Origin of the sequence: Bacillus sp. NP157 (assembly GCA_018889975.1) — a bacterium.
Taxonomy (GTDB): Bacteria; Pseudomonadota; Gammaproteobacteria; order Xanthomonadales; family Rhodanobacteraceae; genus Luteibacter.
Map to the genome: position 1 here is coordinate 2,407,218 of CP076546.1, position 24,937 is coordinate 2,432,154.

The following is a 24,937-nucleotide window of genomic DNA, read 5'->3' on the forward strand; positions in this document are numbered from 1 at the left end:
ATGACAACCGACCGCATATGACCGATGCCACTGCCATCGACCGATTTCGGGATCGCATCGATACCGAGCTGCTCCCGACGTTCTGCAACGACGCTGCGCGTCGATTCGACACCGCAGGCTTCGCTCGCTCATCGATCACGATCGCAGAGTTCGACGCCAAGCATTTCCTGAGCGCCATAGATGCCGGCCTGGTGTTGGACATTGGCGGCGGTCGTTACCGAGCACCGCGTAGTGAAGCGAACGAGCAATTGTTCTGGGAAGGCACAAGAGCCACTACCCCTCGCCCGCTTACACTCTGGCTGGAACCCGTGATTACGATCGGCGCCGTCGCTCGCCTGCAATTCAATTATGGATGGCCCGCTGAAGACCTGGGCATGCAATCAAAAGGGTATGCATTCGACCTGATGGCCTACGATGGCGACCAGGTTGTCATCGCTGGGGAGGTCAAGAAGAGCAAACGAGAAATTGACCAACTGCTGGCACACTTTGAGGATTTCAGCCGGTCGAGCCCTGATCCGAAGCTATCAACGAAGGACAAGCGGTTCAACTCGGCTCAAAAATGGCGGGCCCTGCTCGCTAATCAGATCCCCATCTTCTGGGCAATAGGGCCCGACGATTACACGCACCCACTACGCATGGAGTATGGCGCTGATGGGTCAGCGCGCTTCCGTGCCTCGAGCAATGAAGCGCTCCTGCACAAGTCATGCAGCCCACTAGTCTAAATTTCCTGGAAATCCCACGCGACCCGGGGCTTCGGTAAACCTAGATTCCCGGCCTGAGAAATCACGCGAAGTTGCGCGTGCTCTCGATGATATGCCGCCCAACGGGAAGCTACGTCAGGATCTTCAAAAAATGCGATCGTCCCACCGTGGGATCCAACTCGGACCACGCTTGGATCAATCCCATTGATCTCAGTGAAATCGCGTAGGAGTTGATCGAAGGTCAGCGGAGCGACGTGATCAACGTGCGCGTTGATCGCCGTCAAAGGCATACCTGTCACCGGACAAGCCGCCGTGAGCGGCACCTCACGATCACGAAACTCGAAGATTTGAGGTTGAATCGTCTGCCGAGCGGCAGCCTTGTAGTCCGTAAGCCATTGAGGCCGCCGCTTCGTGTTCCGATTGCTGGGCAAACACTTAATTGCGTGCGGAAAGGAGATATCGACGATCCGCCCATCTGTGCACACAAGATTAAAGCAGGGCGTGCCGTGCGGCGTTTTATAGACACGCACACCTTCGACGCCCCCGCGTGACTTCTCGGCCCATTCATCGTGGTGTTGAAACAGGCCCAACAGGAACACTGCGTCGTCATCTGCAACGCCGAACGAGCTAGCGTGCAGAATTTTCTGGCACCGCGTCGTTATTTCTGCCTTAGTTGCAAACACTTCTTCGCCAATTTCGTAAGCCATGCTGGTCCCCGGGATCGCTTCTAATTTATCCGACAGCGGCTCGCGCGAAGATCTGAGCCCTCAGCCTTATAATCTGTTTACAGGTTATCGAAGGTTCGTCGAAGTGCTTCGGCCGCCACAAATGACCGAGTGTGGTCGTCCGCCACGTCGGCGATAGTCCGCAATGCGTCAGCGTAAGCGCGGCCCCACCCTGCCCGCTGCTCCACGTCACCCCATTGCTCATCCAGCGCCTCGAGCAGGGGCAGCACGTCAATGTCAGCCGCGCCATCCAAGGCCCTCACATCCACCGTAAGCACGTGGCCCATCAAACGTCCACCTTCGTCGAGCACCCAGACTTGCGGTTGAAGGATGTGCAGCAATGTATCGAGACGGAACGCGCGGCCAACAATGATGATCCGATCAAGGGCGTCCATCGCCATCTGATGCCGGTGTGCGCTTGCTCGTGCGTTCAATGCATCAAGCATTTCAGCATCTCGAACCGCAATCTCGGCACGGCGACGGGCGAGGGCTTCTTTCGCCTCGGCCTTGGTGCGCTTGGCTTCAAGCGTCGCCACTACGTCTGCTCCGATACTTAGGCACATTCAACGGAGGGTCATCCCGTTCGTCCATTCGGGGTCGGGCAACATCGCCCGCGTCCCGGAGCATATTCCAAGCACGTGGACTTGTGGCGATCAATGCCTCCTCTACCTTCGCCATGGCTGCGCACAGGTCCGGCCATTCCGCTTCTGTGTAGCGTTTGCTGACCTCCTCCATGGCTTTGTCGTTGCCTTCAGTGCCATGGTGCCGCAGGAGCTGACTCACGAGATGGCCCGACAGGATCTTCGCAGCGAACCGGCCCATCGTGCGTCGGAAGTCATGCATCGTCAGACCAATCTCCGCAAGCCCAGCATCGTCCTTGATGGTCGCAAGAATGGACTTGCTATCTAAATAATGGCCCTCGACCGCCTTAGGGTTGCGAGCCGGGAACACCCAGCGTCGCGTTTGCTCGAGGCGCCACTCGGCCCGCTGAACGACGGCGTCGGCTTTTGCTCGTTGGATGATGTCGCGTGTCCGACCGTGAACGGTCTTCGCATCAGCGCGGGCCTTATCGATGGTGCGCGCCAAGGCCGCCTCTGCTTGCTTGCGCGCGTCCACACGCCATCGAAGAACCCGCTCGGCAAAGTAAGCCACTGGCAGCAATTGGGCGTCGCCCGACTTGGTATCGTGCAGGAACACCTGAGAACCACGAAGCCCAGTCGTGCGATTCTTGGCGTCTGGGCTAGGCGCAAGCCAAACCCATGACACCAAACCTCGCAGCTCTTCGGGCGAGCAGCTCGTATACCAGCACAGCCGCGCCGACTCGCTGCGCCGCGTGCCCCAGAGCAGCGTCAAGAGAATGTAGTCAATTGCCGTAGCATTCTGACCCTGCTGCATATCCCTGCGTTCAAGCAATGACTTCAGCACGGTCGGCAGCGATTGTTGTCCTGTCTCGGAGTCATCGAGTCCCAGGGGATTTCGGACACGAGCTGCTTCGTAGTGCTTCCGCAAGTCACGCGTTTTCCGGAAGAACCCGTCATCCACCAATATGGAAAAGGGGTTGTGGAGGAGCACCGGACGCCTCAATGCAACGTCCGCGACCTTGCGCTCGTGAGCGATCGCGCGCTCAACCGCACGGGAAGCGTCACCCATCGTATGTTCCGCTGCCGCCAATCCTGCGGCAAACGCCAGTTCGACGTCCTTCCCCGTCAGTTTGAGTTTGGACACCAACTCCGACTTATTGAGCCGCCACCATTCCCCTTCCGATGTGAGCTTAGTTTTGACGTCAGCGGGCACGCGATTGGATCGCAACATGGCCGAGTGCCGGAGCTTATACCAGGCTCGTTTGGCTACGTCGTCGGTGACCTCGGTTATAGGGGTGTCCGCCAGGCCGACCTCCGGACGTGCGAGGCGCGCCAATGAGTCGGTAGCACCATCGACGCCGGCCTGTTTGACCAACCCCCGACTCTTTTGATCTTCAAGAAACGCGATGTAAGCACTTAGCGCCGTGCCTACGGTCATGCTTCGCGCCGCTTTCGCTGCCAGGTTCTCGCGGTCGGCTTGGCGAGGGTCTTCTCCCATGTCGTGAACATAGGAACGATGGCCCGCCGCCACGTTGTAGGCTTTCTCGACTGGCCGATCATGCACAGATCCCAGCGACAGCCGCACGGCCTTCTTCCCAATGCGCATGCGCAACTCATAAAACGCGCCGCGTGGTCCAACGTAGTAGCCGAAGCCGCGTGGCGCGCCCTGCGCCCCATCCGGGAACCGATAAGGCTTTCGGCCAGGATTCGGCTCGAGGAAGGTCTTACCCTGGGCATCCACGGCGGGCCGCTGATCGACGGTCAACGCACGCAACATCGACTGTGACAGGCGATACTTCACGTCGTTTGATTTAGGCACAGTAAGTCCTTGTGTCCATGACAACGACAGTTTCGCACGGCGACGCTCTTTATGGACACACGCTAGCGGCGGTATCCTGTCCTATGGACGCAATGTGGACACTATCGTGGGCCAAATGTGAGAGATGAAGGCAACGATCGAGTCGATCGCACCATCAAGGTTAAATCATAAGTGACTGATTTTAATACTATCGAACCTAAGACCGCTGTGCTGGATGGGCACACTCCTTTTATGCGCCAGTACCTGGCGGCGAAGGCGGAACACCCGGACATCCTGTTGTTTTTCCGGATGGGTGACTTCTACGAGCTGTTCTACGACGACGCCCGCAAGGCGGCCCGCCTGCTGGACATCACGCTGACCCAGCGTGGCCAGTCGGCCGGTGCGCCGATCCCGATGGCCGGCGTGCCTTACCACGCGGTGGAAGGCTACCTCGCGCGGCTGGTGAAGTTGGGCGAATCGGTCGCCCTGTGCGAACAGATCGGCGATCCGGCGTTGTCGAAGGGCCCCGTCAAGCGCGAAGTCGTGCGCATCGTCACCCCCGGCACGGTCACCGATGCGGCGCTGATGGAAGAGCGCCGCGATAACCTGCTGCTGTCGATCGCCGCCGGGCCGAAGGGCTACGGCATGGCCTGGGTGGATCTCTCCACCGGCCGCTTCCTGCTGACCGAAACCGCGACGCCGGAAGGCCTCGCCGCCGAGCTCGCCCGGCTGCAGCCGGCGGAGACCCTGGTCAGCGAAGACGTGGCATGGCCGAAGCTGGTCAGCGCCCTGCCCGGCCTGCGCAAGCGCCAGCCCTGGCACTTCGACGGCGACGCGGCCACGCGCGAACTGTGCCGCTTCTTCAAGACCCGCGACCTGCTCGGCTTCGGTGTCGAAGGCTTGCCGCTAGCCGTCGCCGCGGCGGGCTGCCTGCTCGGCTACGTCGAGGAGACGCAGAAGAGCGCGCTACCGCACCTCACCGGCATGGCCGTGGAGAACGCCAGCGAAACCATCGCCATGGACGCCGCCACGCGGCGCAACCTGGAGATCGACACGCACCAGAGCGGCAAGGTCGACAACACCCTGCTCGGCGTCCTCGACGAAAGCGTGACGCCGATGGGCGCGCGCCTGCTCCGACGCTGGCTCAACCGTCCGCTGCGCGACCGCCATGTGCTGCGTGGACGCCACCAGGCGATCGGCGCGCTGATCGACACGCGTCGGCACGCCAGCCTGCGCGAGCGCCTGCGCGGCGTCGGCGACCTTGAACGCATCCTCGCGCGCGTCGCCCTGCGCTCGGCCCGTCCGCGCGACCTGTCCACCCTGCGCGATGGCCTCGCCGCCGCGCCGCAGCTGCGCCAGGAAATCCAAGGCGTCGACAGCCCGCTGCTGCACGACCTGGTGCGGCGCATCGGCGACCACGCCGACACCGCCGCCCTGCTCGCCCGCGCGGTGATCGAACAGCCTCCCGTGCTGCTGCGCGACGGAGGAGTGCTCGCCGACGGCTACGACGACGACCTGGATGAACTGCGCCGGCTTTCCACCAACGCCGACCAGTTCCTCGTCGACATGGAAGAACGCGAGAAGGCCGCCAGCGGCATCCCGACGCTGAAGGTCGGCTACAACCGCGTGCACGGCTACTACATCGAGATCACCAAGGCGCACGCCGAGAAGGCGCCCACGCACTACACGCGCCGGCAGACGACGAAGAACGCCGAGCGCTACATCACCGAAGAACTCAAGCAGTTCGAAGACAAGGTGCTCTCCGCGAAAGAACGTTCGCTGATGCGCGAGCGCGCGTTGTACGAACTGCTGCTCGACAAACTCACCGAACAACTGCCGTCGCTGAAGATCGCCGCCTCGGCGATGGCCGAGCTCGACGTGCTGGCCAACCTTGCCGAGCGCGCGGAGACCCTCGACTGGGCGGCCCCCGTCCTCACCGACGTGCCGGGCATCCACATCGTGCGTGGCCGCCATCCGGTGGTGGAGAAGGTCCGCGACGAGCCGTTCGAGCCGAACGACCTGTGCCTCGAGCGGGTCCGCCGCATGCTGGTGATCACCGGCCCGAACATGGGCGGTAAATCCACCTACATGCGGCAGAACGCGCTGATCGTGCTGCTCGCCCACGTGGGCAGCTACGTACCGGCGTCGGCCGCCACCATCGGTCCGATCGATCGCATCTTCACTCGCATCGGTGCCGGCGACGATCTCTCGCGCGGCCAGTCCACCTTCATGGTGGAGATGAGCGAGACCGCCAACATCCTGCACAACGCGACCGACTGCAGCCTGGTGCTGATGGACGAAGTCGGGCGCGGCACCAGCACCTATGACGGCCTGTCGCTCGCCCGTGCCGCCGCAGTGCACCTGGCCGCGACCAGCTGCGCGTTCACCCTGTTCGCCACGCATTACTTCGAGCTGACCGAACTGGCCGCCGAATACCGCACGATCGCCAACGTGCACCTGGACGCGGTGGAATACGGTGACCAGCTGGTCTTCATGCACACGGTGAAGGACGGCCCGGCCAACCGCAGCTTCGGCCTGCAGGTCGCCGCGCTGGCCGGCCTGCCCAAGACCGTGATCGCCGATGCACGGCGCTACCTGATGGCGCTGGAGCAAGGGCATGAGGTCACCGCGGCCGTCGCCGCGCCGGCCACGCCCGCGCCGCAGATGGGGCTGTTCGCGCCGCCGCTGCCATCGCCGGTGGAGGAGACGGTGCGGGCGATGGACCCAGACGATTTCAGCCCGCGCGAGGCGCTGGAGCAGCTGTATAAGTTGAAGAAGATGTTGCGTTAAGGAGCTTGATAGGCCGGGGCTATCGCGACGATCCGAACAATCGAATTCCCCATGGGCGGGGGCGTCCCTATAGTTCGCCCATCACGGCGCTCATCGACTCTCCATCATGTGGCCGTGATGCCCTCCTGCCCCGCCCCTGAATTCAGCAGCCAGGCGTGCGGGGTGGAGGGCGCTCCTCAGTAGCCCTTGTTGTCGGGCACGCCGCCCAGGCCGTACTGGCGCGCTTCGATCAGCGTACGCATCAGCACGATGAACAGGTCGGCGCTGAACAGCGAGAGGTAATGCACGCCCCACAGCGTATTGCCCTGGCTATCGAGCAGGCGCAGCGAACCGGTCGTGGTGCCTTCGTCCACCGAGGCGATATCGCCGATCGGGATCAGCCGGTCCGCAAACTCGACCCCGAGCGGGCTCAGCATGAAGGGCGTCGCTTCGGTGACCGGTGCGGCGTTGCCCGCGCGTCGCGCCAGCCGCGCCTCGTCCGATACGGTGTGGAACACAATGCCCTCGCCTGCTTCCAGTGCGCGCAGGGTGAGCGGGCCACGCTCGCGCAGTTGCCCTTCGATGATCGCGCCGCGCAGGCGGAACGCATCGCCGACGTTGTCCATGATCTCGACCCACGGCGTGCTCGCGTCGCGACGGAACGCCAGGCCGTTGACCAGGCCGCCGTGGCTGCCGTGCCGATACAGGAACAGGTCGCCCATGGCGGCAAACGGGACGAACACGTCTTCGCGGCTCCCCGCGTGGTGGATCACCACCCCACGGTCGTGCAGGGACAGCACGGTCTTCGGACCCATGGCCTTCCACGCCACGCCCACCGCGACGCCGGCGATGCACAGGCAGGCGCCCGTCGCGACGATCATGGGGTGGTGGTCGAAGGTCCCGTTCGCCAGCAGGAGCAGTGGCAAGGCGACGCCGAGCAGGAACAATGCCGCCGCGATGGCGAGGACGAAACCGTGTCGCCGCGTCCGGCCATGCCGACTGACCAGCCGGCCAGGTGCGATGCGAGGTGTAGCTGCCATGGGATCCCTCCCCCGGCAGGGGACGATACCGGGCCGGTCGAGGCTACAAAATCTGGCGCCGGATGGAAACCGACCCGTGGCGGGCGGTGGCCGGCGCGGCGCTAGAGCGACTTCTTGAGATCCTGGATGAGCCGCCGGTCACGCTTGCCGGGGCGTGCGTCGGGGCGTAGCAACGCGCCACCGGTCAGCCGCCGGTCCTCGCGCACGCGCGCACGCTCGGCGATGCTTTCGTCGGTTTCGCGATAGAGCTTCTGCGCCTCGGGGGCGGGCCCGCGTTTCTGCGCGAGCCCCTCCACCGTGCACGCAAGTCGTTCCTCGCCACGGGTGATCCGCAGCTGGTCGCCCACGCTTACCGTTTTGGCCGGCTTGCAGGTGGCGCCGTTGAGCTCCACCTTGCCGCCGTCGATCGCCTGCTTGGCCAGGCTGCGGGTCTTGAAGAAGCGCGCGGCCCAAAGCCACACGTCGGCGCGTACGCCGGCAGTCGTCGTTGCGTCGGTCATACCGCGAAGTGTGTGGCCGCCTCGCCGTGAATCCAAGCGGTCAGGCGGGCAGGAACAGGTTGCCCAGCGGGATGGTCGCCAGCGAGAGCAGGATGCCCGCCCCGAGCACGGTGTTGGCCAGGCGCGGCTCCAGGCCGTGCTGGTCGGCCAGGATCGCGGCGGAAATCATCGGGGCCATCGCCGCCTGCAGCACGCCGACGGTGAGGATCACGCCACCGACGCCTGCCGCCAGGCCCACGCCCAGCGCGAGCAAGGGCGCCAGCACCAGCTTCCAGCCCAGGCCCGCGGCCAGCGCACCGACCTGGTCGCGTTGCAGGTGCAGCTTGAACTGCAGCCCGACCGAGAACAGGGCGAGCGGTGTCAGCGTCGCGCCGATCTGCATCAGCAGCTTGTCGATGGCGGCCGGCCAGCCACCCAGGACGCCTACGACCACGCCGAGCACGAGGCACAGGAACGGTGGAAAGGTCAGCACCCGCCGTGCGATCAGCGCGCCACTCGCGCCCTTGCCCGAGTACAGCGAGGCGACGATGATGCCGCCCGCGGCCAGCAACGGGAAACAACCCAGCTGGTCGGCGATGACGGCGACGGACAGGCCCGGCTTGCCGTGCAGCGCCTCCATCATCGGGTAGCCCATGAACGAGGTGTTGCCCAGGCCGCAGACCAGGCTGAGGCAGCCGATCCGCTGCGGCGACCAGTGGAAGATCCGCCCCAGCGTGGCGAACAGCGCCCATGCGCCGAAGAAGGTGATCCACATCGCCGCCACCGGGAACCACAGGTGCGCGTCGACGGTGACGTGCGGCACGAGGGCCAGGACCAGCGCCGGCAGTGCGATGTTCAGCACCCACCAGTTGATGCCCGGGACGATGCCTTCGGGCAGGTTGGCATACCGCCGGCAGAGGATGCCGAGGGCGAGGCAGACGAAGAGGATGAGCAACGCGGACATGGCGCAGACGATACCCGAATGCGCCATGCCGCTGTCGTCGCGGGCTTAGCCCAGGAGCACGCGATTCATGCGCTGCACGAAGGCGGCGGGATCGGCCAGCTGTGCGCCGGCGGTGATCTCGGCCTGCTCGAGCAGCAGGTTGGCGAGGTCGCTCGCGCGGCTGTCGTCGGCTTCGCTGGCCAGGCGCTTGACCAGCGGATGCTCGGGGTTGAGTTCGAGCGCGGCCTTCGACTCGGGTACGTCCTGGCCAGCCTCGCGCAGCAGGCGTGCGAGGTGCGGGGCCAGGTCGTGATCGGCCAGGGCCAGGCACGAGGGCGAATCGGTGAGGCGTGCGGACACGCGCACGTCGCCGACCTTATCGCCGAGCAGTCCCTTGGTCCGCTCGATCAACGGGGCCGCCGCCGTGTTCGCGGCGTCCTGCTTCGCCTTGTCGGCTTCGTCCAGCGGGAAGTCACCCTTTGCGACGTTGCGCAGGCGCTTGCCGGCGTACTCCGTGAGGTAACCCAGCATCCACTCGTCGATGCGATCGGACATCAACAGCACTTCGATGTCCTTCGCCTTCAACGCTTCGATCTGCGGGCTGCCGGCCGCCGCCGCGTAGCTGTCGGCGGTGACGTACCACACCGTGTCCTGGCCGACGGCCATGCGGCCGATGTAGTCGTCGAGCGAGACGGTCTTCGCCGCGCCGTCGCCCCTGGTCGACGCGAAACGCAGCAGTCTGGCGATGCGTTCGCGGTTCGAGGCGTCTTCGACGATGCCTTCCTTCAGCGTGTTGCCGAAGCCGGCAAGGAAGGTCGCGAACTTCTCCGGCTCGTCGCGCGAGATCTTCTCGAGCAGGTCGAGCACGCGCTTCGTGCAGGCCGCCTTGATCTTCTCCAACTGGCGGTTCTGCTGCAGGATCTCGCGGCTGACGTTCAACGGCAGGTCATCCGCATCGACCACGCCGCGCACGAAACGCAGGTAGTTCGGCAGCAACTCTTCCGCGGCGTCCATGATGAAGACGCGCTTGATGTACAGCTTCAGGCCCTTGCGCTCGTCGCGGTTGCCCATCATCAGGTCGAACGGCGGCTGCTCCGGCACGTAGAGCAACGTGGTGAAGCTCTGGCTGCCCTCGACGCGGTTATGCGTCCATGCGAGCGGATCGTTGAAATCGTGGCCGAGCGCCTTGTAGAAGTTGATGTACTCCTCGTCGGTGATCTCGCTCTTGGGCCGCGCCCACAGCGCCGAGGCCGAGTTCACCGTGGTCCACTCGGTCGGATCCGGCTTGCCATCCTTCTCGGCCGGCATGCGGATCGGGAACGCCACGTGGTCGGAGTACTTGGTGACCAGCGAGCGCAGCTGCCAGGCGTTGAGGAATTCGTCCTCGCCGTCCTTTAGATGCAGCACGACCGTGGTGCCGCGCTCGGAGACGTTGGTCTCTTCCAGGGTGTACTCGCCCTTGCCATCGCTTTCCCAGCGCACGCCGGTTTCGGTCGGTTCACCGGCACGGCGGGTGATCACCGTGACCTTGTCGGCGACGACGAAGGCGGAGTAGAAGCCGACGCCGAACTGGCCGATCAGGCGCGAGTCGGCCTTCTGTTCGCCCGACAGCGCTTCGAGGTAGCGGCGGGTGCCCGAGCTGGCGATCGTGCCGATGTTGGCGACAACGTCTTCGCGGCTCATGCCGATGCCGTTGTCGCGCACGCTGATGGTGCGGGCCTCCGGATCCCAGGTCACCTGGATGCGCAGCTCGCTGTCTTCGGTGACGAGGCCGGGGTTGGCGATCGCTTCGAAACGAAGCTTGTCGCAAGCATCCGAAGCGTTGGAGATGAGCTCGCGGAGGAAGATTTCCTTGTGCGAGTAGAGCGAATGCGTGACCAGGTGGAGCACCTGGGCCACTTCGGCTTCGAATTTGCGGGTTTCCTGGCTCACGGTGCAGTTCCTTCTCGGTAGGTCAGACCCGGAATTATGGGCCCGCGCGCGAGAAATTAAACCCCGTGTCCGCACGCCCGGTCGCGGACAGCACCCTGTCCGCGGACACGATCACCGCCGGCGGACCGCACCCGGGAAACCGCTCAACGGCGCCATTCCTGGCGGCTCCACGCCGTTGGCACGGCCGATGCAACCTCTCAAGCGAAGGGCCTCACGGCCCACCCGCCAAACCAAGGAGCACCGCCATGAAAGTCGAAACCATCCTGCTGAAGACCCTGTTCGCCGCCGTCGTGTTCACCTGCGTGCTGACCATGGGCGCGTTCGTCACCACCAGTGCGCCGCAGCTGCCCAGCACGGCGATCGCCGCAGCGCGTTGATCGGGTGACGCCGCAGCACTTGTAGGAGCGCGCCTGCGCGCGAACCTAACCCATGGCGGCGAAGCCGCCTCGTCAGCGCCCAGCCTGGAGGGCGGCGATGCGCTCTTCGATGGGCGGGTGGCTCATGAACAGGCGCTTCATGCCCGTCGCCAGGTGACCCGCGATACCGAAGGCCTGGATCGTCTGCGGCAGCGACGTTTCGCCATGGTTCGCCGACAGGCGCTGCAACGCCGAAATCATCGATGCGCGGCCCGCCAGGTTGGCACCCGCCGCGTCAGCACGGAACTCGCGCCAGCGCGAGAACCACATCACGATCATCGAGGCGAACAGGCCGAACACGATCTGCAGCACCATCACCGTCACGAAGTAACCGATGCCACCCTCGCCTTCGCGCTCGCGGCCACCGCTCATCCAGCTATCGATCAGGCGACCCACCACGCGCGCCAGCACGATCACCAGCGTATTCAACACACCCTGGATCAGGGTCAGCGTCACCATGTCGCCGTTCGCGACATGGCCGATCTCATGGCCCAGCACGGCCGAAACCTGCTCGCGATCCATCTGCTGGAGCAGCCCGGTGCTCACCGCCACCAGGGCGTTGTTGCGCGACATGCCGGTGGCGAACGCGTTCATTTCCGGCGCGTCGTAAACCGCAACCTCCGGCATGCCGATGCCGGCCTTTTCCGCATGGCGACGGACCGTCTCCAGCAGCCAGCGCTCGGATTCGTTGCGCGGCTCGGTGATGACCTTCGCGCCCGTGCTCATCTTCGCCATCCACTTGGAGATGGCCAGCGACACAAAGGCGCCGCCCATGCCGAACACGGAGGCGAATGCGATCAGGCCGCCCAGGCCCATGCCGCGCTGGGATGCCCATTGGTCGATGCCGAGCAAGCGGCAGACGATGGTCAGCAGCGCGATGACCGCGAGGTTGGTGACGACGAACAAGGCAATGCGTTTGAACATGGTGTCTCTCTCAAAGGACGGCTGGCGATGGCGCCGCCTGGGACAAGTTTTCGGGGCGAACGCTGAACGATTCAATCCCCAAACCCGCCGGGGCCCGCCCTGCGCGGGCGCCACGGCATGGCAATCGCCTACACTGTGGCGCTCTGTTCATCCACGCCGTGAGAAACCTCTCAACCCGTGCCTGCCGACACCGCATGAGCTACCGCGGACGCTTCGCTCCCTCGCCGACCGGCGACCTGCACTTCGGCTCCCTCGTGGCCGCCGTCGGCAGCTGGCTGGTCGCTCGCCAGCACGGCGGCCGATGGCTGCTGCGGGTAGAAGACATCGACCCCCTGCGCGAGGTTCCCGGATCGGCCGGGGGCATCCTCGCCGCGCTGGACGCCTTCGGCCTGGCGGCGGACGAGCCCGTGCTGTTCCAGTCCACGCGCAACGATGCCTACCAGGCCGCTTTCGATGCGCTCCGCGCCGATGGGCACGTGTTCCCCTGCTGGTGCAGTCGCGCCGACCTGGCCGGCCACGGCGGCCTGCATCGGGACGGCCATTGCGTGGCTTCCGCCGATCCCAGCCGCGCGCCGGCCTGGCGGCTCCGCGTGCCCGACCGGACGATCCACTGGGTGGACGACCTGCAGGGCCCGCAATCGGAAAACCTGCGCGAGGTGGCCGGCGACTTCGTCATCCGCCGGGTCGAGGGCCTCTGGGCCTACCAGCTGGCCTGCGTGGTCGACGATGGCTACCAGGGCATCACCCACGTGGTTCGTGGCGCCGACCTGCTCGACTCCACCGCGCGCCAGCTCTACCTGCAGGAACTGCTCGGCCTGCCCCACCCTGCGTACATGCACCTGCCGCTGGTCCTCGACGCCGAGGGCCGCAAGCTGTCGAAGTCGGACCGGGCGGTGCCGGTGGATCCCGCCGACCCGTTACCGGCCCTGCGCCAGGCGCTCGCGTGGCTGAACGCGCCCACGGCGGCGACCATGCCCTCGCCGCCCATGGCGACGGCCCCGGCCGAGGCGCCCACGCCCGCATCCGTCCTCGCCGCGGCGCTCGTCACTTTCGAGCCTGCGGCGCTTCGCCGCAGTAGTCTTACCGGCACTCCGACGCTATAAAACCAGATTGCCCGCGCGACGGGCCCCAACCGGATATTGGCGGTAATGAAACACGGCACCACGCAGCGCACGGCCCTGGTCACTGGCGGCACCGGCGGCATCGGCACGGCGATCGTGCGCTACCTCGCCCAGCAGGGCCATAAGGTGGCTACCAATTATCGCGACGAGGCCCGCGCGGCCGCCTGGCGCGAAGACATGATCCGCGACGGCATCGACGTCGTGATGGTGCCCGGCGACGTCGCCGACCCGATCTCGGCCGCCGCCATGGTGCGCGGGGTGGAGGAACTGGCGGGCCCGGTGGAGATCCTGGTCAACAACGCCGGCATTACCCGCGATACCACCTTCCACAAGATGGATTACCAGCAGTGGACCGAGGTGGTGAACACCAACCTCAACGCCTGCTTCAACGTCACCCGGCCGGTGATCGAAGGCATGCGCTCCCGGCAGTGGGGGCGCATCGTGCAGATCAGCTCGATCAACGGCCAGAAGGGCCAGTACGGCCAGGCCAACTACGCGGCCGCCAAGGCCGGCGTGCACGGCTTCACGATTTCGCTGGCCCAGGAAAACGCGCGCTTCGGCATCACCGTGAACACGGTATCGCCGGGCTATGTCGGTACCGACCTGGTGATGGCGGTGCCTGAAGACATCCGCGCGAAGATCATCGCGCAGATTCCCGTGGGGCGCCTTGGGCGTCCGGACGAGATTGCGCATGCGGTGGCCTTCCTGACCTCGGAAGATTCCAGCTGGATCACCGGGTCGAACCTGGCGATCAATGGTGGGCATTACATGGGGTGGTGACGGCGATGGCGACGACGACGGCGCGGTGGTGGTGGCGCCTTGGTGACTGGGTGCTGTGGTGACACAGGGGCTTTGGTGACTGGAACGTCGTGGCTAACGGGTGTCGCGCGCGGGCGCGCTCCTACAGGGGTAGGTCGTCGAGGCTGGTGGGTTCTTTCAGGTCGACCTTGTTGTGGTGGGCGCGGAATTTCGCCATCACCTTGTAGGCGAGTCGGCGTGCGCGCATGACCGAACCCAGCGGGCGATGCGCGGTGATGCCGTGCCATGGGCTGAAGGCGAGCCCGTCGTCGATCGCCACGCGGCGTGCTTCGTCCCACGCGACCTGCGGCGGTATCACCAGGCGGGCCACCTCGAGGTAGGGGCTCTTTTCTTCCGGCCACGCCACCGACGCGTCCTCGATCGGCATGGATTCCAGGTCGGTGCAGAACTGCACGCGAAGATCCCATTCGCCGCCCTGCGTGGCGAAGAACTCGACCATCGCATCGCGCAGGCCGTTCGGCTTGCCATTGACGTTGAGGCTGGCGTCGGTGAGCGCGGTGAGGTTGGGCGAACGCGGTGCCACGCTGACCTTCACCACGTACTCGCCGTAGCGCAGCGGTACCTGGCTGAAATAGGTATCGCCCAGCGGATTCGTTTCCGGCTGGCCACCCAGCGCGAGCAGCGTCGTGCTCTTGCCGCCGAAGGCTTCGATCACGCGTTCGGTGCCGCGCAGCACGGCTGACAGGGCTTTCTTCGCGCCCTCGGCACGATCGGTCGTGGCCGCCGTGAGCTTCAGCGAGGACAGGAATTTCTTCGCATCGGCCGCGCCAAAGGCGGGACCGTTGACCATCACGAAATCCTGGGTTGTCGCGCCTTCGCTGCCGGGCAGCCGATCGCCGTCCACGCCGATGATTTTCAGCGCCATGCCACGCGGTGTGGAGACGCTGTCGTCGAGGATATCGCCCGGCACGGTCGACAGGCGCACCACCACGGCATGCGTGCCGGGCGTGGCGAAGATGCCCTGCGCCAGTTCGCGCGGGAGGTCGCCGGGGATGTGCAGCTCACCAGTCAGCAGCGCATGGCTCTTCGCATGCACCGAGCGCATCGCATGCCCCGAATGTTCCAGCGTGGTCTGGTTGATCCCGGTCAGCGTCTCGATCAGTTGCTCGACGGTTTCGCTTTCCTCGGCGGTGACGTGTTCCAGCGATTCGTCGAAGCGGATCGGCGCGGGGTTCAGCGAAAGGGGCATGGCACGGCTTCCAGACGATGTGTCCGGGGATCGTGGCGCCCCTCGCGTGAAGAGGTGGAAAACAGGGGGTGTTACATCCCTGCTACATCAGTTTGTAGCTGAAGGTCAGGTTCCAGCGGGTATCGCGGTTCTGGCTCTCCGGCGGCTTGTCGCCGGTCGGCCGGGCCAGGGCGAAGTCGATGGCGTAGTGCTTGCCGTCGGACGCGCGCACGCCCACCGCGGCCGAATCCAGCCGGTCGATCAGGGGCCGCGCGCCGTTCAGATAGACGCGCGCGGACTGGTAGACCACGTAGGGCGTCAGCGAGCTGATCCACTTCGTCGCCACGGTGAAGCCGCGGTTAACCTCGCCGGAGGCCGCCCAGCCGCTGTCACCCGCGGCATCGCCGGGATCGTAGGCGTAGGCGAAGCTCGGGCCGCCGAAGTTGATCTGCTCGGTGGAAGGCAAGGCATCGTGGCTGTACTGGCCGGTGGCGCGGAACACCGTTCCGAAGCCGTGCGGCCACGGATCGGCAAGCACGATGTTCGCGGTGTAGCGCGTGAAACGGACGTCCGGCGTGGCCAGGCCCGTGACCGCCGCCACGTTGCTGACGGCGCGCGAATACGCACCGAGCGCATCGAAGCCATGGGCGATCGCGAAGGAAAACTGTCGCGTGCGCTTGCCGCTCACGCGCAGCCAGTTCAGTTCGACATTCAACACGCGCACGCTGGACTGCAAGGCAATCGCCGCGCCCGTGTCGACGTTGCGATAGCGATCATCCTGACGGGACGCGTAGGCGCCGACGGTCAGGTTCATCCGCTCGCTGTTGGTCAGGCGCAGGGGATAGATGGCCGACAGGGCAAGCCGGTCCTGGCTGAGCTGGTGATCGAGGTAGGCGGGCAGCTGGTCGTCCGTGTCCGGCTGGCCCCAGTAGCGCGTCGCATCGACCCTGCCCTGCCAGCCATCGGAACCGAACGGCTCCAGCCAGCTCGCCGTGTAGAAACGCTGGCCACCGCCGTTCGGGTACAGCGTCGACAGGCTGAGCTGCTCGCCCAGCGGCGTCGCGCCGTTCTCCAGCAGGCTGAGGACGCCCTGCGTACCCGGGTGATTGAAGTCGAGGCCGTAACTGACGTCGTAGCGCTGCCGCGTCACATCCAGGCCGAGCGTCGTCGCGCCGTCGGTGGTGGTCGGCGTGGGTACCGTCGCACTGACTTTCGCACCGGGCAACTGGCCCAGCAGCTGTGTGTAGCGCTCGAACGTGCGCTGGCGCAGTGGCCGTTCATTGACGATGCGTGCCGCGATCGCACGGATGCGGGGGTCGAGGTTTCCCGCATCGCCACGCACGTCCACGCTGGCGACGTACCCTTCGACCGCCGTGACGCGAACGACGCCACTGGCGAAGTCCTGGTTGGGGATGAAGGCGAAGGACAGCGCGTAACCGTGCTGCTTGTACAGCTCCGTGACCTTGTTGGCGGCGGCAACGAGGTCGCCCACCGTGGTGTCCTTGCCGCGCAGTGGCGCGAACAGCGCCGCCACGTCGGCGAACGATACCGACTTCACGCCGACGACGTCGAAGCGCGATGGCGTGACATGCGTCGCCAGCAGGGCTTGCAGCGCGGCGCTGGGGGCTTCGACGTTGACCTGCACCGGCGCCTGTTTCGGCGCGTCCGTACGTGGCAGGGTCTGCAAGGGGTTTGCCGGCGCGCGCACCTGCGCGGCGGCCTGGCTTACGACGGCGATGCCCAGCAGGCAGCCGAACCATCGGTTCATGGAAGTCCTTTGTTCTGGGGGCGAGCATGGCGCCGGCGTTGCGCCGCCGGCGCCGTCCCTTCAAGACCCGCGAGGGGCGGTATTGCGCCGCCCCCGCATGGCCTTACCGCTGGGCCGTGTCGTGATGGAGGACACCTTTCACGCCACCGAGCAAGCCGCCCAACGGGTCCGAAGAACCTGTCGCGCTGGTGCCACCCGTGGTGTTCGACAGCGGCGTCGCGCTGGCCACGCCGTTCACCACGGTGTTGAGGGTGTTGGTCAGCGGCGCGAGCGGGCTGCTCGACGCCACGGCACTCACGCCGTTGCCGACCTGGGTCACCGTGGTTGCGAGTGCGCCGGTCACCGGCGACAGCGGCGCAAGCGCGCCGGTACCCACGTTGCCGACGACCGTGCCGACCGAGGCGACGGTCGCACCCGCGCCCGTCAGCGTGCTGCCCACCGGGTTCGCATCCGGGGCCTTGCCGACGCCCGTGGAGAGCGTGCTACCCAGCGTGTTCAGGGTGCCGCTGGTGGCGTCCAGGGTATTGCCGAGGGTTGTACCGAGGGCGCCCGCCGCACCCGGAGCCTGTGTGGACGAGACCGTCGAAGCAAGCGAACCCACGCCAGCGCCGAGACCCGAGGTGATCGCGCCGGTGCCGGTGCCGACGGCCGCAACCAGGTTGGTCGAGGTTTCCGGGCTGGCCGCCGTGCCCAGCGATGCGGCCACCGGCGTGACCACGCCGCTCACCGCCTGGGTGAGGGCATTCGCCGTACCGGAGTTGAGCGCGCCGCCCAGCTGCGTGCCGAGTTGCTCGACACCCGTACCGGCCGACGAAACCACCGTGCCCACCGCACTGGTGATCGGCGTGATCGGGGTACCCGCACCGACCGAGGACACACCACCGCCGAGGTCGTTCACCGCCCCGCCCACTTGCGTCACCACGTTACCGAGCGAATCGGTGGTCGTGCCCAGGGGGTCGGTGATGTTGCCGGTCTGGCCGAGACCATTCGTCACGCCGTTACCGAGCGTGGTGACTGCGCCGCCGAGACCCTGCACGGTGCTACCTACCGCGTCGGTCAGGCCGTTGGTGCCACCGAGCACCGCCGTCACCGGCACCTGCGCGCCGACACCGGACACCGTGGTTCCCACCGACGCGATGATTCCGCCGAGCCCGGTCGCTACGGCGCCAACGGCGTTGCTCGCTGCGGTCGGAGTGCCGCCGATACCACCGCCGGAGCTGCCACCGCCGCTGCCGCCGCCCGTGCCGCCACCGGTGCCGCCACCGGTGCCACCGCCGTTACCGCCGCCGGTGCCGCCGCCGGAGCCACCGCCGGAGCCACCGCCATCGGAGCCACCGGTGCCGCCGGTGCCGCCGCCCGAGCCATCGCCGCCACCGGTTCCGCCCGAACCGCCACCGTCGCCACCGCCGCTCGTACCGCCAGCCCCGCCCGGGTTCACCACGCCACCCGAACTGCCGCCCGAGTGCGTTGACCCATGGCCACTGCACGCGCCCATCGACAGGGCGGCAGCGAAGACCGCGCCAGCCAACAGCGTCCGGGTAAACACCTTTGCAACATGCTGCTCGTTCATGACTCCCTCCTCAGGGTGCAAAGCTCCCCTGCCAGAGGGGGCGCACTTCCATCAGACGGCGATCACGAATAGGCCGTTACGCAAATTAGGCCGCTAGGTAAACATACGTAGAGCAAATTCGGCCAAGCGTCCACGGCATGCGAAAAGCAGGGAAAAACCCTGTGCAGCCGCGCCGGTCAATGAACGGTAAAGACCTTGTCGAACCCGGCGATGCGCAGCGTATTACGCAGGTCCGCCGATGCATTCACGATGCGAATATCGGCGCGGTCGCCACCGGCGTGCTCCCGCAGCAACATCAACATGCCCAGCGCCGAGCTATCCATGGCCGACACCTGCTCAAGGTCCAGCACATAGCTGCGTGCCTGCGCCACGTCACCCAGGCAGGCGTCATGGAATGCGCGGTGGATCGAAAAATCGAAACGCTCGCCCAGGTGCAGGGTAAGGCAACCCTGCTCGGCGTCGTGGTGGATCGTGATGGACATATGCGTTCCCCTCAGAACAGGTCGATGTCGCCAGCAGCCATCGACTGCTGCAGCGCCGGGCCACGCGAACGCAGGCGCGCGCGCTCACGCTGGTCGGCCAGGCGAGCGCGGACGCGCTGCGCACGGGCACCCAGTTCGGCGGCATCGGCCGGCGCGCAGGCCAGCTCCTCGATGTCGCGCGTGCAATCGGCCGTGATTTCCTGCAGCTCCACCAGGCGCGAACGGGTCTGGTGCAGCAGCTGGCTCAGGATGTCTTCGAACTGCAGCGAACGGATCGTGGTGGACACGTCGTTGCCCAGGCCACGGTTGATCGAGGCGGCTTCGTCGGCGGCCTTGCTCGTGCGCGCATTGGTTTCGGTGATCGTCGACATCATCGTGTCGATGTCACCCTTGGCCTGCAGCGCCACGTTCATGTCCTGCGATGCCATGCGGCCGACCAGCTCGCGCAGCTGTTCCATCGCGGTGCGCGAACGCTCCACGTGGGTGCCGATCTTTTCGTTGAACTGGTTGCTGTGCTGGGCGAGGTTGCGGATCTCGCCCGCCACCACGGCAAAGCCGCGGCCGGATTCACCCGCGCGCGCCGCCTCGATCGCTGCGTTCAGCGCCAGCAGGTTGGTCTCTTCAGCGATCGTGTTCACGTTCTTCAGCAGCGCGAACACGGCGTCCATTTCCTTCGCCATGCCATCGATGCGGTAGACGATGCGCAGGCTTTCGCGCGAGAGCTGCACGATCAGGCCGACGAAGTGCTCCAGCAGGCCCGCGGTGCGATCGGCGAAGTCCTGCACCGAGATGCCCTTTCCACCGCTCTCGATGATTTCGCTGAGCAGCTTCTGCTGCTTGCCGGTCTTCTGCGACAGGCCGTTGAAGCCGCCACCGAGTTCGGCCACGGCGTCGCGGACGAGGTCCAGCGCCTGGTGCAGTTCGCGGCTGGCATGGCCCAGCTCGTCGACGATGGCGCTGCGGACGTCTTCCATCGCGTCACGCACGGCCTGCGCATCGGCCTGGGCGCTGTTGGTTACGACCAGCTCGACCAGCGGCTCCTCGAAGCGCGGGCGCAGCGCGATCGCGATCCAGGTCGCCGTGAGCAGGGCCACGACCAGTGGGGCGACCCAACTGGCATGGAACACCAGCACGGCGACCAGCGCGATGGCGCTGACCGCGAAGCCGGCGATGCGTTCGTTCTTCGGAATGACCATGGGACGTCTCTTCTTCCTTCAGGTGCCGACGCGAGCCGCGGCGGCGGGAATGGGGGTGTGGGCGAGCGCGAGGAGACGCGCGGCAATCTGGTCCAGCGGCAGCATCTCGGCAGCGGCACCGGCCTTCCAGGCCGCGCCAGGCATGCCCCAGACCACGGAGCTCGCTTCGTCCTGCACGAGGGTGTGCGCGCCGGCGTCCTTCAGCTCGCCCAGTCCGCGCGCACCGTCGTCGCCCATGCCGGTCAGCAGGCAGGCCACGGTGGCGGCGCCGACGCTGGCGGCCATGGAGCGGAACAGCACGTCGACCGACGGCTTGTGCCGGTTCACCGGCGGGCCATCGTGCAGGCGGCAGACATGGCGTGCACCGTCCCACATCACCAGCAGGTGCTGGCCGCCGGGTGCGATGTACACGTGGCCGGCGTGGATCGGCTGGCCGTCGCGCGCCTCGGTCACCTTCATCGCCGAACACGTGTCCATGCGCGCGGCGAAGGGGCCACTGAAGGCGGCGGGGATATGCTGGGTGATGACGATCGGCGGCGCCGTTGGCGGCATCGCCTCGAGCACCACGCGGATCGCCTCGGTGCCGCCGGTGGAGGCGCCGATGGCGATGATCCGCTGCGCGCCACGGCTGCCCGGGGTCTGCGCACGCGGCAACACCGCGTCGGCCGACAGCCGCGGGGTGACTTCCAGCTTCGACAGCGACAGGTCGACCTTTTCGATCTTCGTCACGGTGGAACGCTCGCGCGGCTTCGCACCGGCGGCGAGGCGGACCTTCGCGCAGATCTCCGGCGCGTGGTCCATGAAGGTGTTGGCCAGGTCGGCCGCGGGCTTGGTGAAGAAATCCACCGCGCCCAGTTCCAGCGCGCGCAGGGTGACATCCGCGCCGCGCTCGCTGAGCGTGGAGACCATCACCACCGGCATCGGCCGCAGGCGCATCAGGTTCTCGAGGAAGGTCAGGCCGTCCATGCGCGGCATCTCGACGTCGAGCGTGAGCACGTCCGGGTTCAGCGCCTTGATCTTCTCGCGCGCTATCAGCGGATCCGGCGCGGTGCCCACCACCTCGATGCCCGGATCGGACTCGAGCATGGCGGTCAGCACCTTACGAACCAGGGCCGAGTCGTCGACGATGAGGACGCGTACTTTCTGCATGGGGACCAGGAACTCGGGTGGCGGGACATCCTTGTCGGCGAACCGACCGGACTGCGAACGGGTGGCGAAGCGGGCTGGCGACGGGCGTCAGAACAGCTCGACCTCTCCCTTTATCGGATCGTTTTCCAATCGCTTGAGGTAACGCTTCTCGCGATCGGCCAGGTGGTTGTCGTGGGTGGAGCGCAACTGGCGCACGCGGACCTTGCCGCTCACCGGGAAAAACTGCACGTGGCGCGGGTAGATGTCGCCGACGTCGGCCGCGCACAGGCGCAGCTGTTCGGTCGCGATATAGCGCTGGACGAAGGCGATGTTGCGCTGGCCGATGTCGGTCATCGTCTGCAGCACGCGGCCACCGCCGAAGATTTTCACTTCCAGGTCTTCGCGCCGACCGCCCGCCTTCATGATCGTATTGATCAGCTGCTCCATGGCGTCGTTGCCATAGCGCGCCGCGCGGCCCACCGTGGAACCCCAGCTATCGCGGTCGTTGTTCGCCGGCTCGGGAAGCATGAAGTGGTTCATCCCACCGATGCGGCGGCGCGTATCGCGCACGCAGGCCGACACGCACGAACCCAGCACCGTGGAGATCATCTCTTCCTGGATGCTGACGTAATACTCGCCCGGCAGGATCTTCACCGTGACCACTTCCTGGGCAGGATCCCAGAAGCGGCGGACGTGCTCGAAACCCGGCAGGACGCCCTTCGGGTCGAAACCGGCGAAGGTGCGCGGCTGCGCGACGAACGTGTCGCTCATGAACGTTTCCGGTAGACCGTGCGGCCGATCAGGTCGAAGTCCTCGGACAGTCCGTACATGGACTCCGAATGACCGAGGAACAGGTAACCGCGGCTTTCCAGCATGCCGGCGTATCTAGCGAACAGGCGCTGCTTCGTCGGCTTGTCGAAATAGATGACGACGTTGCGGCAGAAGATGGCGTCGAACTTGCCCTGCATGGGCCAGTCGTGGAGCAGGTTGAGCGGCTGGATGGTGACCAGTTCGCGCAGGCGCGGATGCACCTGGACGTAGCCGTCGTAGGCGCCTTCGCCTCGCAGGAACCAGCGGCGACGGCGCGCATCGTCCACGCCGCCCAGCCGGTCGACCGGGTAGACGCCCTTGCGCGCGGCCTCGAGGGCCTGCGGCGACAGGTCGGTGGCGAGAATCTTCGCGTCGATGTTGGCGCCGATGCGTTCGATCGCCTCGGCCAGCACCATCGCGATGGCGTACGGCTCTTCGCCCGTGGAGCAACCGGCGGACCAGATGCGCAGGCGACCGCCGTGCTTTTTCTTCTCGTCCAGCCAGCGCGGCAACAGCTCGTTGATGAGCATGTCGTAGTGGTGCATCTCGCGGAAGAACGAGGTGACGTTGGTGCTGATGCAGCTGGCCAGTTCGCCCAGCTCGGACTCGGGGTCGCGGTGCAGGAGCTCGCAATACGCCGGGAAGCCCGACAGGTTCAACGCGCGCAGGCGACGCAGCAGGCGCCCCTGCACGAGCTGGCGCTTGTGCTCGCCCAGCGAGATGCCGCAATGCTGCAGCACGAACTCACGCAGGAACGCGAACTCCTTCTCACCGAGGTTCGGCCCGGTCGCGCCCGCCAGCACGACGGCATCGCCGTTGTTGACGAGCGCATTCACCGATCAGAACTCCTTCCACACGCCTGCGTCGGCGGCCGATTCGGCCGGACGCTGGGTACGCTGCGCCGGCTGGCTGCGCACGGAGGCGAACACGGTTTCCATCTCGTCGCGGGTCGGGTCCTTGCGGGCCGCCTTGACGGTGCTGGCGGCCTGGCCGCTCACCTGGAAGAACGACACCTGGCGGCTGAGTTCGCTGGCCTGCTCGTGCATGGCACGGGCGGCGGCGGCGGACTCTTCCACGAGGGCGGCGTTCTGCTGGGTCATTTCGTCCATCTGCAGCACGGCGTGGTTGACCTGGTCGATACCCGACGACTGCTCGGAGCTGGCAGCGGCGATCTCGGCCACGATATCCGTCACCTTCTTCACGCTTTCCACGATTTCGGCCAGCGCCTTGCCCGACTGGTCGACCAGCTCGGAACCGGCCTTCACCTTGTTCGCGCTGTCGTTGATGAGCGCCTTGATTTCCTTCGCGGCATTCGCCGAACGACCGGCCAGGTTACGCACTTCGGTGGCGACCACGGCAAAGCCGCGGCCCTGCTCGCCGGCGCGCGCCGCTTCCACCGCGGCGTTCAGCGCCAGCAGGTTGGTCTGGAACGCGATCTCGTCGATCAGGCTGACGATGTCGGAAATCTTCTTCGAGGAGCTGTTGATCTCGCGCATGGCGACGACGGTCTGGGCGACCACTTCACCGCCCTTCTCCGCCTGTTCGCGTGCACCGCGGGCCAGCTGGTTGGCGTGGCTGGCGTTCTCGGCGTTCTGCTTCACGGTGGAGGTCATCTCCTCCATCGACGAAGCGGTTTCTTCCAGGCTCGATGCCTGTTCCTGCGTGCGCTGCGAGAGGTCGTCGTTGCCGCGCGAGATCTGCTGCGCGGCGGTGCTGACCGAGCCGGAGCCGTGGCGCACTTCGGAAACGATCGCCGCGAGGCGCTCGTCCATCGCCTTGAAGGCCGACTGCAGCTGACCGAGTTCGTCGCTGCGGGTCACCTTGATGTCGTGGCCGAGCTTGCCTTCGGCAATCTGGTGGGCGACGGCGACGGTCTTGTTGAGCGTGGCGATGATTGAGCGAACGACCACCACGGCGATGATCAGGCAGATGATCAGGCCCAGCGACAGCGAGGCGATCGACACGGCGCGGATCGTCTTGTACTGCGCGGTCTGCGCGGCGTAGATCGAGGCGGCCTCGTCACGCTTGGCCTGGATCAGCGAACGCAGCTTTTCCTGGCGATCCATCAGCAGCGGGCGCACCGACAGCTCGAGCACGTCGGTCGCGCCATCGTCGCCCTGCTTCAGGGCATCGACCATGTCGTTCTTGGCCTGGGCGTAGTCGTCGTTGGTCGCCTGCCACTTGTCGTACAGCTTCTTGATGTCGGCCGACATCGGGATCTTCACGAAGTCAGCTTTCAGCTGGTTCATTTCAGCCTGGTACTTCTCGAACTCGGCCAGCTTCTGCTTGACCTGGTCGGCTTCCTTGACCTTGGTCGCCGCTTCGCCCAGCACCACGAAGGACATCAGTGCGTCGGTGTTGACGCGGCTCAGCATCTCCGAGGGAGCGACTTCTTCCTCATAGATCTTGCGCATGCCTTCGTTCTGGAAGTACAGCGCGCCCAGGCCGATCGCGGCACCGCCCAGCAGCATCACCGTGAGCAGGCCGAGCACGCCGTACAGGCGACCGCGGACCGTCAGGGCAGGAATCTTCAACTTCAACTTCTTCATCTTGGTTCCAAGTCGAAA

Annotated in this window: 21 protein-coding genes; 4 read left to right on the top strand and 17 right to left on the bottom strand. The window is 66.0% G+C overall.

Going from position 1 to position 24,937, the window contains the following annotated elements; translation table 11 throughout:
* Positions 1 to 17: 17 nt before the first annotated feature.
* Positions 18 to 722 (top strand): hypothetical protein, encoded by a 705-nt coding sequence (locus KPL74_11115; protein QWT22525.1) that lies wholly within the window; start codon positions 18 to 20, stop codon positions 720 to 722.
* Here the strand turns inward: KPL74_11115 and KPL74_11120 are convergent.
* The 3 genes from KPL74_11120 to KPL74_11130 form a co-directional block, all read right to left on the bottom strand.
* Positions 719 to 1,408, bottom strand: coding sequence for a DCL family protein (locus KPL74_11120; protein QWT22526.1), 690 nt, complete (start codon positions 1,406 to 1,408; stop codon positions 719 to 721). The genes KPL74_11115 and KPL74_11120 overlap by 4 nt on opposite strands.
* A 77-nt stretch (positions 1,409 to 1,485) precedes the next feature.
* The gene (locus KPL74_11125; GenBank protein ID QWT22527.1) at positions 1,486 to 1,962 is read right to left on the bottom strand and encodes a hypothetical protein; all 477 of its coding nucleotides are present in this window, start codon (positions 1,960 to 1,962) and stop codon (positions 1,486 to 1,488) included.
* Positions 1,949 to 3,808, bottom strand: a complete 1,860-nt coding sequence (locus tag KPL74_11130; GenBank protein QWT22528.1) for a hypothetical protein — start codon at positions 3,806 to 3,808, stop codon at positions 1,949 to 1,951. The genes KPL74_11125 and KPL74_11130 overlap by 14 nt, the downstream gene beginning before the upstream one ends.
* A 249-nt stretch (positions 3,809 to 4,057) precedes the next feature.
* On the opposite strand from KPL74_11130, the gene mutS reads away from it, so the two are divergent.
* Entirely contained in the window at positions 4,058 to 6,595 is a 2,538-nt protein-coding gene (mutS, locus tag KPL74_11135) for a DNA mismatch repair protein MutS (protein ID QWT22529.1), read from the top strand.
* Between the two features lie 176 nt (positions 6,596 to 6,771).
* Here mutS and KPL74_11140 read toward each other — a convergent pair whose 3' ends face one another.
* The 5 genes from KPL74_11140 to htpX form a co-directional block, all read right to left on the bottom strand.
* Entirely contained in the window at positions 6,772 to 7,614 is an 843-nt protein-coding gene (locus KPL74_11140; GenBank protein QWT22530.1) for a hypothetical protein, read from the bottom strand.
* A gap of 101 nt (positions 7,615 to 7,715) precedes the next feature.
* On the bottom strand, positions 7,716 to 8,114 hold the full coding sequence (locus tag KPL74_11145; GenBank protein QWT22531.1) for a hypothetical protein: 399 nt from the start codon (positions 8,112 to 8,114) through the stop codon (positions 7,716 to 7,718).
* 40 nt (positions 8,115 to 8,154) lie between these two features.
* Positions 8,155 to 9,084 (bottom strand): AEC family transporter, encoded by a 930-nt coding sequence (locus KPL74_11150; GenBank protein ID QWT22532.1) that lies wholly within the window; start codon positions 9,082 to 9,084, stop codon positions 8,155 to 8,157.
* Positions 9,085 to 9,102: 18 nt separating this feature from the next.
* On the bottom strand, positions 9,103 to 10,968 hold the full coding sequence (gene htpG / locus KPL74_11155) for a molecular chaperone HtpG (protein ID QWT22533.1): 1,866 nt from the start codon (positions 10,966 to 10,968) through the stop codon (positions 9,103 to 9,105).
* Positions 10,969 to 11,417: 449 nt separating this feature from the next.
* Complete coding sequence (gene htpX, locus KPL74_11160; GenBank protein ID QWT22534.1) at positions 11,418 to 12,308, bottom strand: protease HtpX; 891 nt, start codon at positions 12,306 to 12,308, stop codon at positions 11,418 to 11,420.
* Positions 12,309 to 12,502: 194 nt separating this feature from the next.
* Between htpX and gluQRS the strand changes: the two genes are divergently transcribed.
* Together gluQRS and phbB are read left to right on the top strand one after the other, a co-directional pair.
* Positions 12,503 to 13,411 (top strand): tRNA glutamyl-Q(34) synthetase GluQRS, encoded by a 909-nt coding sequence (gluQRS, locus tag KPL74_11165; protein ID QWT22535.1) that lies wholly within the window; start codon positions 12,503 to 12,505, stop codon positions 13,409 to 13,411.
* Between the two features lie 45 nt (positions 13,412 to 13,456).
* Positions 13,457 to 14,209 (top strand): acetoacetyl-CoA reductase, encoded by a 753-nt coding sequence (phbB, locus tag KPL74_11170; GenBank protein ID QWT22536.1) that lies wholly within the window; start codon positions 13,457 to 13,459, stop codon positions 14,207 to 14,209.
* Positions 14,210 to 14,330: 121 nt separating this feature from the next.
* Here the strand turns inward: phbB and KPL74_11175 are convergent, their stop codons facing one another.
* The 9 genes from KPL74_11175 to KPL74_11215 form a co-directional block, all read right to left on the bottom strand.
* Positions 14,331 to 15,437, bottom strand: a complete 1,107-nt coding sequence (locus KPL74_11175; GenBank protein ID QWT22537.1) for a catalase family protein — start codon at positions 15,435 to 15,437, stop codon at positions 14,331 to 14,333.
* An 82-nt stretch (positions 15,438 to 15,519) separates the two neighbouring features.
* Entirely contained in the window at positions 15,520 to 17,184 is a 1,665-nt protein-coding gene (locus KPL74_11180) for a hypothetical protein (protein ID QWT22538.1), read from the bottom strand.
* A 103-nt stretch (positions 17,185 to 17,287) separates the two neighbouring features.
* Positions 17,288 to 18,754, bottom strand: coding sequence for a collagen-like triple helix repeat-containing protein (locus tag KPL74_11185; GenBank protein ID QWT22539.1), 1,467 nt, complete (start codon positions 18,752 to 18,754; stop codon positions 17,288 to 17,290).
* Between the two features lie 176 nt (positions 18,755 to 18,930).
* On the bottom strand, positions 18,931 to 19,236 hold the full coding sequence (locus KPL74_11190; GenBank protein ID QWT22540.1) for an STAS domain-containing protein: 306 nt from the start codon (positions 19,234 to 19,236) through the stop codon (positions 18,931 to 18,933).
* An 11-nt stretch (positions 19,237 to 19,247) separates the two neighbouring features.
* Positions 19,248 to 20,432 (bottom strand): hypothetical protein, encoded by a 1,185-nt coding sequence (locus KPL74_11195; protein QWT22541.1) that lies wholly within the window; start codon positions 20,430 to 20,432, stop codon positions 19,248 to 19,250.
* 18 nt (positions 20,433 to 20,450) lie between these two features.
* Positions 20,451 to 21,581 (bottom strand): chemotaxis response regulator protein-glutamate methylesterase, encoded by a 1,131-nt coding sequence (locus KPL74_11200; protein QWT22542.1) that lies wholly within the window; start codon positions 21,579 to 21,581, stop codon positions 20,451 to 20,453.
* An 87-nt stretch (positions 21,582 to 21,668) separates the two neighbouring features.
* The gene (gene cheD, locus KPL74_11205) at positions 21,669 to 22,331 is read right to left on the bottom strand and encodes a chemoreceptor glutamine deamidase CheD (GenBank protein QWT22543.1); all 663 of its coding nucleotides are present in this window, start codon (positions 22,329 to 22,331) and stop codon (positions 21,669 to 21,671) included.
* The gene (locus tag KPL74_11210; GenBank protein ID QWT22544.1) at positions 22,328 to 23,206 is read right to left on the bottom strand and encodes a protein-glutamate O-methyltransferase CheR; all 879 of its coding nucleotides are present in this window, start codon (positions 23,204 to 23,206) and stop codon (positions 22,328 to 22,330) included. Before KPL74_11210 ends, cheD begins: the two co-directional genes overlap by 4 nt.
* 3 nt (positions 23,207 to 23,209) lie before the next feature.
* The gene (locus KPL74_11215) at positions 23,210 to 24,436 is read right to left on the bottom strand and encodes a HAMP domain-containing protein (protein ID QWT22606.1); all 1,227 of its coding nucleotides are present in this window, start codon (positions 24,434 to 24,436) and stop codon (positions 23,210 to 23,212) included.
* Positions 24,437 to 24,937 lie beyond the last annotated feature (501 nt).

Bases quoted from the DNA above. Each gene is read 5' to 3' on its own strand.
- KPL74_11115 (QWT22525.1), top strand. From the start codon at position 18: ATGACCGATGCCACTGCCATCGACCGATTTCGGGATCGCATCGATACC.
- KPL74_11120 (QWT22526.1), bottom strand. From the start codon at position 1,408: ATGGCTTACGAAATTGGCGAAGAAGTGTTTGCAACTAAGGCAGAAATA.
- mutS (QWT22529.1), top strand. From the start codon at position 4,058: ATGCGCCAGTACCTGGCGGCGAAGGCGGAACACCCGGACATCCTGTTG.
- KPL74_11140 (QWT22530.1), bottom strand. From the start codon at position 7,614: ATGGCAGCTACACCTCGCATCGCACCTGGCCGGCTGGTCAGTCGGCAT.
- KPL74_11145 (QWT22531.1), bottom strand. From the start codon at position 8,114: ATGACCGACGCAACGACGACTGCCGGCGTACGCGCCGACGTGTGGCTT.
- KPL74_11150 (QWT22532.1), bottom strand. From the start codon at position 9,084: ATGGCGCATTCGGGTATCGTCTGCGCCATGTCCGCGTTGCTCATCCTC.
- htpX (QWT22534.1), bottom strand. From the start codon at position 12,308: ATGTTCAAACGCATTGCCTTGTTCGTCGTCACCAACCTCGCGGTCATC.
- gluQRS (QWT22535.1), top strand. From the start codon at position 12,503: ATGAGCTACCGCGGACGCTTCGCTCCCTCGCCGACCGGCGACCTGCAC.
- phbB (QWT22536.1), top strand. From the start codon at position 13,457: ATGAAACACGGCACCACGCAGCGCACGGCCCTGGTCACTGGCGGCACC.
- KPL74_11175 (QWT22537.1), bottom strand. From the start codon at position 15,437: ATGCCCCTTTCGCTGAACCCCGCGCCGATCCGCTTCGACGAATCGCTG.
- KPL74_11180 (QWT22538.1), bottom strand. From the start codon at position 17,184: ATGAACCGATGGTTCGGCTGCCTGCTGGGCATCGCCGTCGTAAGCCAG.
- KPL74_11185 (QWT22539.1), bottom strand. From the start codon at position 18,754: ATGAACGAGCAGCATGTTGCAAAGGTGTTTACCCGGACGCTGTTGGCT.
- KPL74_11190 (QWT22540.1), bottom strand. From the start codon at position 19,236: ATGTCCATCACGATCCACCACGACGCCGAGCAGGGTTGCCTTACCCTG.
- KPL74_11195 (QWT22541.1), bottom strand. From the start codon at position 20,432: ATGGTCATTCCGAAGAACGAACGCATCGCCGGCTTCGCGGTCAGCGCC.
- KPL74_11200 (QWT22542.1), bottom strand. From the start codon at position 21,581: ATGCAGAAAGTACGCGTCCTCATCGTCGACGACTCGGCCCTGGTTCGT.
- cheD (QWT22543.1), bottom strand. From the start codon at position 22,331: ATGAGCGACACGTTCGTCGCGCAGCCGCGCACCTTCGCCGGTTTCGAC.
- KPL74_11215 (QWT22606.1), bottom strand. From the start codon at position 24,436: ATGGATCGCCAGGAAAAGCTGCGTTCGCTGATCCAGGCCAAGCGTGAC.